This is a genomic window from Cytobacillus oceanisediminis (genome assembly GCF_003182355.1).
In the GTDB taxonomy this organism is placed as follows: Bacteria; Bacillota; Bacilli; order Bacillales; family Cytobacillaceae; genus Cytobacillus; species Cytobacillus oceanisediminis_A.
In genome coordinates, this window is record NZ_QGTW01000001.1 from 443,065 (window position 1) to 456,762 (window position 13,698).

The following is a 13,698-nucleotide window of genomic DNA, read 5'->3' on the forward strand; positions in this document are numbered from 1 at the left end:
GGCTATTTCTTCCGCCAGGCCAGAGTGTATGTTTGATGCCAATTCAAACGGCAAACAAAATCTACTACTTTCGTTGAAATCCATTGGCTGATTAGAGCCTGTACGATTAGATCCCAGCTGATAATGGATGCCGTAATAATAAAGATACTGACATTTATCCAAAAAAGCGGTTTACCGGGAAGCGTGTTACGGGATGTTGAGATGATTAAGGCAACCACCCCCATCCCTCCATTTGAAACACCTTCCCGCATCAGCAACCCTACACCTGTTCCGAGAAAAACAGAGCCAATACATAAATCCACCCAAACATTTCCTAAAGGAGTTCTGAATAGATCCTGAAATAGATAAATGGAAAGGGATGTGATTGATATGGCAGCCATAGTCCAAATGGCGCACCGATTTCCTAAAAATTTAATGGCCAGTACAAGCATAGAGAAGTTAACCAGCCATAAAGCAAAACCCATATGAAGAAAAAGAAAATGATTTAAAAGGACTGCCAGCCCTCCAGCGCCCCCAGATGGGATGGAGTGCGGGAATAAGAATAATCCCATTCCAAGGCCTTGGATCGCTCCACCTGCTATAACCATGCCATTTTTATAGAAAAAATGATTCATCAAATACCACCCGGCTACTCCCTTAAATTGTTTTGAGCTTGTACCTTTTCATATTATTCTTATTCATCTTTGTTTATGTTTGTTCTTCAGGAATTCGTCCTCCTATAAAGGGAAATACTATGGCGGAAAATGGAGGAAGGCCATGGATCAGGAATTTATATCGTCAGAGCATATTACTATGATTATGACAGCCCTCATTGTCGGAACACTTGCCCGTATTCTTACAATCAAAGAGGATATCAGGCAATATCCAAGTTACCCTAACGGCTATATGATTAATTTAGTAACAGGCTTTATTGCTTCTGCGCTTGGTGCTGTTGCCATTCCGGCTTTAATGACAAAGAATTTTATCGCTGTTACTTTTTTGACCTTGGCGGTTCAGCAATTCAGGGATGTCCGCAAAACAGAGCGTGAGAGTCTTAAAGACCTGGAGAAGACTGAATATACCTTTCGCGGGGATGCATATATTGACGGCATTGCCAAAACCTTTGAGGCCCGGAATTATTTTTCGCTGATTGTTTCATTCGTCACTGCCCTTACGATGCAATTAGCAAACACCCATTCCCAAATCCTTTCAATCCTTTTAGGAGTTTTTTCTGGAGGAATATCCCTGTTTTTGTTAAAAAGATTTTCAAAAGGCAAAACAATCGGGGACATTGCTTCGGTTGAAAAGGGTAAAATTGACCTTAAAGACTCCAGCCTTTATGTGGATGGATTATTTGTAACCAATCTCTTAGGTGCGGAATATGCATCCGAATTGTTTGAAAAAGAAGGACTTGCTGTTGTCATTAAGCCGAATGAAGATCGATTTAGAGTCACTCTTGATCATTACGGACAAAGACAGGCAGCCCTGTTTGAGGCAACAAGAGCACTTGGCGTTAAGAGGTATAATTTTATGCGCAAAGATTTTGTGGAAGGGCGCGTTATCATTACACTCGTCCCCCTTGTTCATGATCTGGACAGGCTGATTGAGGTTGTAAAGAAAACACCTTTATTAGAAAGCACCAGAAAAAACAGGGATGTACTCAAAACCAACCTTTCAGGGAGGGAATAACTTGCCCAGAAATGCAGAAGGCAAATTTGAATATGATGTCCTGGCAGCTGTCACCCTGGATAAAAATCGCATCATGGGAGGAAGACAGCTGACCTTATTGGCAGAGAATGCGGAACAGCAAAAAAAAATGGCCCAGGAAATCGCCATCACTTTAAAGGCAGATGTCGTCAAGCTTTCGTTTGGCGATTACCTTGTTATTAGAACTTAAAAATGTATTAAAAGTAAGAGCCGGAAATATTCATTTCCGGCCTTTTTTTGTTTATCCGGGAATTTCTTATCCCCCCTTTCCTATATAAAAAAGGAAGACAAAATATAAATGAGGAAAATGGAACATAAATTTGATTAGATTTAAAAGAAAGGCGGCGGATTCGATTAGACCAAAAATTTTTCAATCTATTCTTTGTGTGTTCATGGCGGTCCTTCTGATTGCAGGCTGTTCCTCTAGCTCTTCTTCAAGTAAATATCCGGAAAAACCCATTCAGTTAGTGGTTTCTTATTCACCAGGTGCAGCTACTGATACTCAGGCCCGAATCATAGCAAAATATGCCAAAAAGTATTTAGGGCAGGAGCTTAACATCATTAACAAACCGGGGGGAGGCGGCCAGGTTGGCTGGAACTATTTTTCTTCTGTTCAGCCTGACGGGTATATTCTAAGCGTTTATAACCTTCCTCATATTATTACACAGCCTTTAGTTGGAGACACTTCCTACAAGATGGAAACATTTGAACCAATTATAAACTGGGGCCAGGACCCCACTGTTTTTGCTGTTTCTGCAGAAAGTGATATTACCAGTTTGGAAGACCTGGTGAAAAAGGCTGAGCAGTCCCCTGATCAAATTACGATAGGGAATGCAGGGAAATTCGTCGGACAGCATATGGCCATATTGCTTTTGGAGCAAGCAGCCGGAATACAAGTAAAAGATGTACCCTATAAAGGTTCCTCAGAGGCCATTGCTTCACTTCTTGGAAAACATACACAGGTGATCTCAGGGAATCTGTCCGATATGTACCGGTTAGGTGAGGAAATACAAATGCTCGCAATAGCATCTGAAGAACGCCATGCATTTGCCCCTGAAGTTCCCACTTTTCCGGAGTTAGGGTATCCAGAGGTTGTAATGAGCACAGATAGAGGAATAGCCGCTCCCAAAGGTACGCCTCCTGACATAATCAAAAAACTGGAGACTGTCTTTTTAGAACTTCTCAAGGATGAAGATTTTTTAGCTGACATGGAGAAAGCGGGTGCAGACCTTTTAATTCTAGATCGGGAAAGTGTTCAAAAGGAGTTTAAAATCCGGTATGAAATGTATGAAGAATTACTAAAGACCGTAGACATTGATTAATTAGGAAAAAAGGGAAGCCCCGGCTTCCCTTTTTTAAAAAATGTTTGACAAAAATAACGGCAGTCCGGTTGGGACAGGAACCTTTACGATCCCGCTGAATATAAGAAACATAAATAAAGTGAAGGAGAGTGACACAAGCATTATTTTAGACAAAGAGTGAGAGTCTTTATTTTTTTGCCAGTACACCCACATGGAAACCAGCAGCATCAGGATAAGCACCTGATTATAGAAGCCTACAACATTAGTCAATAAGCTTATTATCACTAAAGCGGCAATGATAAAGATGCGTGAGAAATTGAGATTTGCTTTTTGATAAAGCAACTCATTCTTAGGCCGGAAGCCAAACCGTATATAGTGGACAACTGAGAGAATGACCATGATGGCAGCCGTAATTTGCGGGAAAACGCCCTCTTCAAAGGATAAAGAAGAAGCAAAAACAAGGATAAGGGCTGATAGGCCGATAATGGGAAGCCATGCAGCAGCTTTAAAGGAAAATAGATTGGATAACTGGAACCCTTTTGGTTTGTTATTGCCTGAGGGCCTTTTTTGCATCGTTTGCCAAATAGAAAACGCAATCGTAACGATGACCAGTACGAACAAGGAGATATTCCATCCACCCGTGAAAAAGAATTGAAGGACTGATCCATTCGCCTCTCCGACACGAATCCCCTGGAGCAGCCCCTCCTCTGCGATCGGGCCCAAGATAAATCCAAGTGCAATTGGAGCAGCCGAAAACTTATATTTCTGAAGGACATACATCGCTGCACCGAGGATAACCATAGTATAAATGTCAAAAAGATTATTTTGTGTTGCATAAGCTCCAATAATACAAAATGACAGAATGATCGGGGCCATAAAATAGTCAGGAATTCTATTAAGCTTCGTTAAATATCGAATAATGCCTAATCCGATAAATAAGAGCAGAAATTGGGCTATGATCATCCCCGTGAAAAAGGTATAAACGACTGGCGCATTCTCAACAAACAAACTTCTCCCCGGCCAAATTCCATGGATCAAGAGTCCTCCAAGGAATATGGCAGCAGTCGGGGATCCAGGAATCCCAAGGGAAAGCAAGGGGATTAAAGATCCTCCCACCATAGCATTATTGGCACTTTCTGATGCAATGACGCCTTCGGGGTTTCCTTTTCCAAACCGTTCCTTATTCTTGCTGAATCGTTTGACCTCATTATAAGCCATTATACTGGCAATATTTCCGCCTGCCCCTGGAATAACCCCAACTACACTCCCTACAATACTCCCTATTGTAACAGATTTGGGCCTGCCCACTACCTCGGAAAACGATGTTCGAATTGAGGATTTTTCATGTGAATGAAGTACAGTCTCCACTTCTTTACTGGATAGATTTTTAATTAATCGCAATGCCTGCGGGAAGGCAAAGAGCCCAATTAAAACAGCTACAACATGAAGCCCCCCAACTAAGAAATCATGTCCGAAAGTGAAACGCGACATGCCAGTGAATGAGCTGATGCCAATAAAAGACAGCAGAATTCCGGCACATCCGCCCAGGAGCTCCTTTGTTATTGCACCTTGAGAAATAGCGGAAATGACTGTTATTCCAAATATCGCCAGCCAAAAATTTTCGGCCGGGCCAAATTGAAGGGAAAACGATACAAACATTGGGGCGAAAAAGATCAGCATCAACATACCGAAAAGGCCGCCAACAAAGGAGGAAATGGTTGCAAGCTCCAATGCTTTTCTTGCCTTACCCTGCTGAGCCATAGGGTAACCATCAAAGGTGGTTGCCACCGAGGCAGGTGCACCAGGAACATTAAACATAATAGCAGGGACGGTTCCTCCGTACACACTCCCGCAGTAAATCCCCCCTAAAAGCAAAAGCCCATCAACAGCAGGAAGTGAAAATGTAAAAGGAATACATAGCGCAACGCCCATTGTCGGAGTTAAGCCCGGTAGAGCGCCCACGATGATCCCAAGCAAAACACCCGCAGTCAAAACAAATAAGTGTTGAAATTCAAAGAGTTCTAGAATCACAAATTTCCACCTTCCTTCAGTTTCAAAAGCAGGATATTCAACCAAAGTAGGCATTGTGCCTAGCAAATTATTAAATGGGCTTCTAAAAATCCCCTTAACGATTAACTGCTTCTATTTAAAAACTTGTCCATTAAACGCCCTTCGAAACATATATATATTCACAGAATGTTCGAGGGGGATTTATCATGTTTATTTTTATTGAAAAGGCAATAGTCGCAATGGCTGTGTTAAGACTTATCTCCGGGAGCATAGAAGTTTTTGCAGCCTTGCTTATTTTAAAACTGAATGACATTAAAAAAACATTAATCGTGAATAGCTCACTTGCTTTAATTGGACCAATTATTTTAATTGTCACAACCACTATAGGATTTTTAGGGATTTCAGACAAAATGAATGTAACGAAGTTTCTTTGGATTTTTGGTGGAGTTGCCTGTATTCTCTATGGAGTAAAAAGTAATGAACAATTGAATTAAACCTTTTTTCATTCTTAAGATTTTGTTTCTTATTGTTAGTATTAAGTGACAGTAGTTTTTTTCAATATTTATAGCTTAGAGGTGTTAGACTGTAAGGATTATACATACCTTGATGAAAAATCCCCTCATATCGAGGGGTGGCTCATACATATGAATGGTTTCTAACAGATTACGCAGCCACTAGCCTTTTCTGCCATTCCAGGGGAAGTGAAAGGGTAATTTCACCCCCATAGCCTATCCGTATCTAATGGAACATAAACTTCCTCTCCATTTATCTGCTTATGAATGATAGGTTTAGCAAAGGCAGCTTCAAGTGACCTTCTTTTATGATGATGAATCCCTGTTTGTATCCCAAGCAGTTTTTCAAAATTCACTTTTGAGGTATGCATCTTCATCTCTCCTTTAAGGATAAGATGGCCAAATTTCTCTGAAACCCACATGGTAAAAATAGTAAAATTAATCTCATGTGAAATACTTTACTTCAATATTTCCTCGTTAGACTAATATTCACTTAATTGGACCAATCCGCTTCTATAATTAGGTTTAAAAACGGTAAAAAACACCAGTGTTTTTTAAAGGACTAATTCAGAGGCTTTTACTCCTGAGACAGCTGCCCCTTCCATAGTGGCAAAATAAGGTTGTTTCGTATAGTCGCCTGCTAGAATCAGCCCTTCTCTATTGGAGTCTTTTGTGACGGCCTTAATGATTGATTCCCAGGCTCCAAAAAATGAAAATCATAAAGGTGATCTACTTTCCGATAATCAATTATTTTATCGGTTAAGTCTATGTCAATCTGCTTCCCTTCGTTCAGAACGATCTCAAGAGTCTCACTTGGAGTTAGTTCGAGAAACTTTTCCGGCGGGCTCAATATTAGCGAGAGCCTGCCATTTGATTTCTGAAAAGTTGTTCGGGATTGTAAGAGACATTGAGTAAACAGTGGGATCCTTAAATGAGTCGTACTTAACTGCAAGTTTGCTTCTCTTTCAGGGATAATATATTTTAAAGGTTACATAAATGTCTTATTAAAAGACTAAAACTAAATTTCTGCAGTTAAAGCAAGAATGAAATTGAGGTGGTAAAATGTACGGAAGTATTGGAGCTAACTTAAGGATGCTAAGATTCAAGAAAAAAATAAATCAAAAAGAAGCAGCTGCTGCCCTAGGACTAACAAATCAAACTATTAGTAATTATGAACAAAACAAGAAGGTGCCCAGGAAGAGAAATTTGGAAAGAATTGCGTTATTTTACGGGGTAACTGTGGAAGAAATTATAGAGGCTGATTATAAAGACCCCTCATAATATTTTGAGGGGCTTTCTGGTTTTACTCTTATCATAGGAATGAACTTGAACAGAACCTTCCCGAAACACCTATCAAAGAAAACACTATGGATCATTTTATATTAATTAGTTTGTTATACTGTTAAGCAGCCATAACAGGCATGCCTTAATTTGTATCCTGGTGAATTGGAATCTTAACCAATAAACCAAAATCCCTTTATATTTGAAAGGCTATTTAGTACATACTAGGAGGAATATTAGTAGGATTGGATTTTAGAGCTGCTGGTGGGGTATCGTATATATAGGGAGGAGCCGGTTTCAATTTTGGTGATTTAGCAAAAGGAAGCGGGTGCTCAACATAATTGAATGTACCTTGACAATCCATACTTATTCCATGAGCCCACCTTCCCTGAGCACTTTCATTTCCTTGTGAAAAGTTAAATAAAGTATAGGAGACTTCCCGTTTTTCAAGCTCTTTCGGAAATGCTACAGGGACAACAATCCCCCCTTCCGCTTCCTCAAGTTCCTTAATAGCTGCAATCCACTGATTTTGGTGCATCGTGTCGCGAGCAATAAGAAAGGACAACATATCCTTTACGCCTCTGTCGTTCGTAGACTCATATAAGCGGACTGCTTGGAGCCTCCCCTGCGATTCTGCATTTAAATTAGCTCTAAAATCAGCTAAAAGGTTTCCGCTTGCGATAATATAATCTGCCGTCCAGCGGTTGCCAACACTGTCTGCTGGCATTGCCCCTAGTCCTGAGACAATAGCATGCTGGGGATTCATCCCCCCGAGAATTGCACCAATAATTGGATCTTTTGCAGCGTCTTCAAGGTCCCCAACTGGAGCATCATCCAACAAACGGGCTATCATGGTTGCCAGCATTTCTATGTGAGCAAGTTCCTCTGTACCGGTATCCATTAGTAAATCTTTATATTTTCCATTTCCTCTTACACTCCACCCTTGAAATAAATATTGAAGTGCGACAGAGATTTCTCCAAACTGGCCACCTAAGATTTCCTGTAACTTTTTTGCATATATGGGATCGGGGCCTTCAGGTTTAGCCTGATATTGAAGTTCTTTTATATGATAAAATATAGGAACTCCTCCTCACCGTTTTTTCATTTCAATAACCAATTTATACATGGCAAGGAAGAATTATGTCTAGTGTCTATAAAAAAGCAGCAGGGATTATGGTTTAAAAAGTATTTTTCTTTGCCTGCTTTCCACCCACGAAACGTTTATTGTTAGTATTTGATTCTTATTTGTTCCTTTAACCAAGTAACCACCTGATCAATATCCTCTTTGGCAGTGTACCTGCCAAGGCTGAATCTGATAGCTCCCATTCCAATATGTTCAGGAACACCCATTTCTCTAAGGACAGGAGATAATTCTACTTTGCCTGAATGGCATGCCGAGCCTGTAGAAGCCGCAAGCAAGGGGATGGCAGCTAAAATATCCTGGCCAGCTCGATTGATAAAACTGACATTCAGGGTATTCGGCAATCGCCTTTTTTCATGGCCATTTAAAACGACATGGCTTCCAAACACATCCCTTAATTGCTCCCAAAAGTAATTCGTTAACTCACCCAGCTTCGTATCATATACATAATCTTGGGCCAGTTCACATGCTTTTCCCAATCCAACCGCAAGCAGCGTATTTTCCGTGCCTGCACGCAAACCAAACTCATGGCCTGCCCCATGGATAAGGGGTTCTACTTTTATTCCCTTCCGAAGATATAAAGCACCAATCCCTTTTGGTGCATATAATTTGTGACCTGCGATGGTCAGCATATCCACATTCATCTGATCGACATTTAAAGGAACTTTACCTGCTGATTGGGAGGCATCCGTATGAAAGCAAATATCGTAATTTTTGGCGATTTTCCCTATTTCATCGATTGGCTGGATGGTCCCCACTTCATTATTAGAATGCATAATGGTAATAAGAATCGTATCTTCCCTAATCGAATTTTCTATATCTTCAGGGGAAACCATGCCATACTGATCCACATCTACCATGGTGACTTCAGCACCCAATCGTTCAAGAAATTTCAATGGATTTAAAATAGCTGGATGCTCAACCTTGGAAGTAATAATATGTCTACCCTTTTGTTGGTTTTTAAAATAATATCCCTTTAATGCAAGATTATTAGCCTCACTTCCGCCGCTTGTAAATATAACTTCATCTTCTAAACAAGACAGGAGATTGGCTACTTGTTTCCTTGCCACCATTAATTTCTCTTTTACCGGTTTTCCTGCCCAATGAAGCGCTGAGGGATTTCCATAGAAATCGTTTAAAAAAGGTTTCATTTCATCCACAACTTCTGGAGCTACCGGAGTACTTGCATTGTAATCCAGATAAATCTGTTCCATATCCTCTACCTCCCCCTTCTGGCTAAATTATATCAAAACAGAGGATTTATTTTGTCTAGAAAATCGTCTTTTGTATTTTTCCAGGCTGCAGATGGTGTGGACCAGGCTCAGCGTACCGGGGGCTCCTATTAACGGAGCAGATGCCTGCTGTAATTAACATGATCAGTGTTTTGATTAAATAATCCTTTTTATAACGGGTTCCCTTCACCAACCAATTAACATTAAATTTACATTTAAGATAACTTTGCTCAATAAAAAATGGATATTATATGGTTATAGGATAAAATGACTGAAAGGAGCTGGAAGAATGCTTGAGAGGCTAACAAGATTGGTAATTTTAACGATCTTTTGGACTCTTTTCCCATAATACGAAGAAAAATTTCTGCATCCTGTGGGTGCTTTTTTGTTTTATACAAATGTTTAAAACTACACAATTTTACTAAAATCGATCCTTCTTTAGATGCATGAACTAAACGGCTCATTGTAAAAATTATAAAATGTCACAAGCTTAAAGTATACCTACCCTCCAACAGCAGAAACTTCAAATAAACCCCTATTCCGCCCGTTTTAATATAATGCCCTTATCTATAAAAGCTAATTGCTCCAAACTTGTACATAAAGCCGAGTTTAACCTCCTCCAAGTTAAAGATGATATGGCCAAGTTCCTTAGAATATAGTGTAAAAGATTGATGTCTTAGGAGGGGGTTCCATGCAAATTCATACGGTACAAAGAGGAGAGACTCTATGGGGAATATCTCAGCGGTATGGTGTATCCATTCATAACATTGTAACAGCTAATCAACTCGAGGATCCCAATAAACTAATAGTGGGTCTTGCACTGGTCATTCCGACCCGTTACCGGACTCATACTGTCAGGTCCGGCGAGAACTTATGGATGATTGCCCAGCGTTACGGGACGACTGTTCAAGCAATTTTAGAGGTAAATCAAATAATGGACCCTTCCCAAATTTACCCCGGAATGGTTTTTGTTATACCAGCCAGAACTCACACTGTTCAGCCTGGAGAAAGTTTATGGCAAATTGCCCAGCGTTATAGCACTACTGTTCAGGAAATTATCAGCACAAACCAAATTCAAAATCCCAATCTTATCTTTCCTGGTACAGTTTTAACAATCCCGCATAGAAAGCCTGTAACGGAGGTAAACGCCTATACGATAAACACTGGAGAACAAGGAGCAAGGGAGATTCAGGAAGTAGGACGATATTTAACCTACTCATCCCCTTTCGCCTACATCATGAAAGAAGATGGCAGCCTCACCGCTATTAATGACACCCCGATTATCCAGACGTCTCTCGCTGAAAGAGTATCTCCTATGATGTGCATAACCAACTTCACCTACAGAGATCCCGGATCCAGGCTGGCACGAACCATCCTTTCAAGTACAGAAATCCAAGACCAGCTATTAACGAATATTTTAAACATTATGAGGGACAAGGGATACCAGGGGTTAAACGTTGATTTTGAAAATGTTTATCCTGAGGATCGAGAACTGTACAATCAATTTTTACAGCGTACAGTTGATCGGCTGCACCCTGAGGGTTATTATGTCTCAACAGCCCTTGCACCCAAAACGAGCGGTGAACAAAAAGGCTTATTATATGAAGCCCACGATTACCCTGCACATGGAAGAATTGTGGACTTTGTTGTGCTCATGACCTATGAATGGGGGTACAGACTAGGACCGCCGCAGGCAATTTCACCTCTCAATCAAATCAGGAGAGTACTGGACTATGCTGTTTCCGTTATTCCAAGAAATAAGATCTTTTTCGGATTTCAAATTTACGCCCGCGACTGGCTTACTCCCCATGTACAGGGTCAGGAAGCTGAAACATTCAGTCAGCAGGAAGCCATTAGGCGTGCCATTCAATATGGAGCTGCCATTCAATATGATCCGGTCGCTCAATCTCCGTTTTTTAGATACACGGATGCTCAAGGACGAGGCCATGAAGTCTGGTTTGAGGACGCCAGAAGTGCTCAAGCCAAATTTGACACTGTAAAAGTCTACGGACTAAGGGGAACCAGCTACTGGGTATTAGGCTATCCGTATCCGCAAAATTGGCTGCTGCTCGAAGACAATTTTACCATTCGTAAAATAATTTAGAAAAAACGTTCAAATAAAAGGGAGTCCCATTTTTCGGGTCTCCCTTTTATTATATGAGTCTATTTTACCAATATTTTAGAATTTAAATTATATTAACCGAACCTATATAATAACAGAGTCAGTATAAAAAAGGAGGTGGCATATTGAAGAAAAAGTGGTTCGGTTTTATAGCAGCACTATTAATCTCTATTCTATCATTCGGGAACTTTACACAAGCTGCATCCTATACGGTTCAGCCTGGTGATACTCTTTGGAAAATTGCCTCAAAGAACCAAATGACAGTAGAAAAAATCGTTAATCATAACAAGTTGACCTCTACGCTGCTCCTTGTTGGACAAACATTAGATATTCCTGAATCAGGTACTTACAAGGTAGTTTGGGGTGATACTTTTTATAAAATTTCTGTAAAGCTTGGGGTCTCAATGACTCAACTGATCCAAGCAAACCCGCAGATAAATGATCCTAATCAAATTTATCCTGGACAGATTTTGAATATTCCAGAAAAACCTTATACCGGTATGATATATATGGGCAGCCACAGTAAAAAAGTCATCGCCCTAACGTTTGATGATGGACCGGAGGACGTTTATACTCCGCAAATTTTAAACATTCTAAAAGCCAAAAACGTAAAGGCGACCTTCTTTGTAATGGGACAGCAAGTAAGAGCTTATCCTCATTTACTCAAACAGATTCATTCAGAAGGACATGCACTAGGTAACCACACATGGTATCATCCTGATGTAAGAACTTTAACAGATGCCCAATTGACTCAAACGGTACAGTCTACAACAGATGAAATAGAGACCGTAACAGGTGTAAAAGTCGACCTATTTAGGCCTCCATATGGAGCCATCCATGACAGCCAAATAGAAACACTGAATAAATTGGGGTATCGCTCCATTTCGTGGACCATTGACTCTTATGATTGGAGTGGGGCTTCTGCGAACGAGATTTTATCCCGGGTAAAACCAAGAGCAGTATCAGGCGGAATCGTCCTATTGCATAACTTCAAAGATGGCAGAAAGCTTGATGGAATGATAGAGGCATTGCCAGAAATGATTGACTACCTGCGCTCACAGGGATATGAATTTGTTACAATACCTGAATTATTAGCTAAATAATAGATTTAATGGGTAATCCAAGGCTGCTTTTTTGCAGCCTTATTTTGTTAAGATTTTCTAACAGAAAGTTGAAGAAAAAATGTATAATTACGTCCACTATGTCTCCCCCAGCAGATTTAATAGAAATGAACCTGGTTATTAAAACTTTTATTCTTCCTGCCCCTTCAGTTCAATAAAAAAAGCCTCCAATACCGGCAGCCGATTCTAAAGTACCGCAGCCCTAAGGTTCTTAATGGATAAAATTTAAACAAATTGGCACATCAAAATATCATCTATTCAGCATTAAAAAACCTGAGTTGATAAAAGTATCTAACACAAAGAGAGGTTGATAATCTCTCTTTGTGAATTTTTTAACCATACCTATTTTTACAAAAAGCTAACCTTTAATAGATTAATTGTTTAGCCGTAGCATATGTGCTTTTTTCAAATGACTGCATGTCATATTCCTGACAAAACGCTTCTATGCTCCCTTGATAAACTAATTGGAAATTTGTATGTTCCATGAAATCGTGCGGCGTGACAAGTGAGAGAGGTTTAGTAAAATGGGCAACCTGACATTCCTGCAAAACGGTTGCAACAAATTGCGAACAAAAAAATGCGTCCTTTCTGTTCATCTGTTTATTAATTGGAACTGCAGCTAACCCCAGCAGATTATAACGGTATAGATCCTTTTCCAATTCCATTTTCTGTATATAGTCATGCAGATCTTGCAGCTGCGAATGGGAAACAGAACAGCTAATTAAAGCGCATTTTGCTTTTGTGAAAAGCTCTGTACGGATGTTTTCTTTAACAAATCCGGCAATGAATGGATTTCTGGCAGCTTTTCTCCCGAAACTATATACTTCTGTTAAATGCGGGTCAAAGGAAATCGAAGCATGGTTATATGGCTTTTTTGTATAAAACTTTATCATTCGTGTAAAAAGTGTTCCAGTATCCGTAAGGAGTATATATATTTTTGGGTCGATCATATTAAAATCTCCTAATTATAAAAATACGTTTATTGTATTTTCATGATAAGGTTTGCTCTCAACTCCATGAAGAAGCCTGCGCTGTATATGCATATAAGACTCCAGCCTTATTTTAAAAAAAGCTCTGTTAAACTTGTCTGTTATTTTCCGTACCAGACGCTCGTTTCCGCGGGCGGGGACCGGGAGCCTCATCATCGTTATATGCCCGTGAGGTCTCCCTTTACTCACAGTTTCCGCAGGAAATTAAATAAGCAGCGGTAAATAAACACTGCACTACAGAAATGTGTTAGCATTTTGTACCTAAAAAACATATTTATCAGTTATTTCGTTTTCGCTCTATTA

14 protein-coding genes are annotated in these 13,698 nt (G+C 40.0%); 7 read left to right on the plus strand and 7 right to left on the minus strand.

All coding sequences use genetic code 11. The annotated features are described in order from the left end of the window. Positions 1-2: 2 nt before the first annotated feature. A complete protein-coding gene (locus DFO73_RS02185; RefSeq protein ID WP_110063146.1) occupies positions 3-614 on the minus strand; it encodes a YitT family protein in 612 nt (203 codons plus the stop codon). Positions 615-756: 142 nt separating this feature from the next. Between DFO73_RS02185 and DFO73_RS02190 the strand changes: the two genes are divergently transcribed. The 3 genes from DFO73_RS02190 to DFO73_RS02200 all read left to right on the plus strand — a co-directional run bounded on the left by DFO73_RS02190 (position 757) and on the right by DFO73_RS02200 (position 3,008). Continuing rightward, positions 757-1,668: a YIEGIA family protein gene (locus DFO73_RS02190; RefSeq protein WP_110063147.1), complete on the plus strand. Its 912-nt coding sequence runs from the start codon at positions 757-759 to the stop codon at positions 1,666-1,668. Between the two features lies 1 nt (position 1,669). Next, positions 1,670-1,876: a capping complex subunit for YIEGIA gene (locus tag DFO73_RS02195; protein WP_110063148.1), complete on the plus strand. Its 207-nt coding sequence runs from the start codon at positions 1,670-1,672 to the stop codon at positions 1,874-1,876. Positions 1,877-2,006: 130 nt separating this feature from the next. Then, positions 2,007-3,008, plus strand: coding sequence for a tripartite tricarboxylate transporter substrate binding protein (locus tag DFO73_RS02200; protein ID WP_110063149.1), 1,002 nt, complete (start codon positions 2,007-2,009; stop codon positions 3,006-3,008). 33 nt (positions 3,009-3,041) lie between these two features. On the opposite strand, the gene DFO73_RS02205 is transcribed toward DFO73_RS02200, so the two are convergent. Next, complete coding sequence (locus DFO73_RS02205) at positions 3,042-5,018, minus strand: tripartite tricarboxylate transporter permease (RefSeq protein WP_181395887.1); 1,977 nt, start codon at positions 5,016-5,018, stop codon at positions 3,042-3,044. Between the two features lie 185 nt (positions 5,019-5,203). On the opposite strand from DFO73_RS02205, the gene DFO73_RS02210 reads away from it, so the two are divergent. Next, positions 5,204-5,491, plus strand: a complete 288-nt coding sequence (locus DFO73_RS02210) for a YqhV family protein (RefSeq protein ID WP_110063151.1) — start codon at positions 5,204-5,206, stop codon at positions 5,489-5,491. A gap of 221 nt (positions 5,492-5,712) precedes the next feature. On the opposite strand, the gene DFO73_RS02215 is transcribed toward DFO73_RS02210, so the two are convergent. Continuing rightward, entirely contained in the window at positions 5,713-5,880 is a 168-nt protein-coding gene (locus DFO73_RS02215; RefSeq protein WP_258309148.1) for a hypothetical protein, read from the minus strand. A gap of 183 nt (positions 5,881-6,063) precedes the next feature. Further along, complete coding sequence (locus tag DFO73_RS29720; protein ID WP_219993416.1) at positions 6,064-6,198, minus strand: FAD-dependent oxidoreductase; 135 nt, start codon at positions 6,196-6,198, stop codon at positions 6,064-6,066. 373 nt (positions 6,199-6,571) lie between these two features. Here DFO73_RS29720 and DFO73_RS02225 point away from each other — a divergent pair, with 373 nt between their 5' ends. Next, a complete protein-coding gene (locus DFO73_RS02225; protein WP_110063152.1) occupies positions 6,572-6,790 on the plus strand; it encodes a helix-turn-helix transcriptional regulator in 219 nt (72 codons plus the stop codon). A 214-nt stretch (positions 6,791-7,004) separates the two neighbouring features. On the opposite strand, the gene DFO73_RS02230 is transcribed toward DFO73_RS02225, so the two are convergent. Then, a complete protein-coding gene (locus tag DFO73_RS02230) occupies positions 7,005-7,868 on the minus strand; it encodes a manganese catalase family protein (protein WP_110063153.1) in 864 nt (287 codons plus the stop codon). A gap of 149 nt (positions 7,869-8,017) precedes the next feature. Continuing rightward, a complete protein-coding gene (locus tag DFO73_RS02235; protein WP_110063154.1) occupies positions 8,018-9,145 on the minus strand; it encodes a cysteine desulfurase family protein in 1,128 nt (375 codons plus the stop codon). A 709-nt stretch (positions 9,146-9,854) separates the two neighbouring features. On the opposite strand from DFO73_RS02235, the gene DFO73_RS02240 reads away from it, so the two are divergent. After that, the gene (locus DFO73_RS02240; RefSeq protein ID WP_110063155.1) at positions 9,855-11,267 is read left to right on the plus strand and encodes a LysM peptidoglycan-binding domain-containing protein; all 1,413 of its coding nucleotides are present in this window, start codon (positions 9,855-9,857) and stop codon (positions 11,265-11,267) included. Positions 11,268-11,410: 143 nt separating this feature from the next. Continuing rightward, positions 11,411-12,388: a polysaccharide deacetylase family protein gene (locus tag DFO73_RS02245; protein ID WP_110063156.1), complete on the plus strand. Its 978-nt coding sequence runs from the start codon at positions 11,411-11,413 to the stop codon at positions 12,386-12,388. Positions 12,389-12,771: 383 nt separating this feature from the next. Here the strand turns inward: DFO73_RS02245 and DFO73_RS02250 are convergent, their stop codons facing one another. Further along, entirely contained in the window at positions 12,772-13,356 is a 585-nt protein-coding gene (locus DFO73_RS02250) for a hypothetical protein (protein WP_110063157.1), read from the minus strand. Between the last annotated feature and the right edge of the window lie 342 nt (positions 13,357-13,698).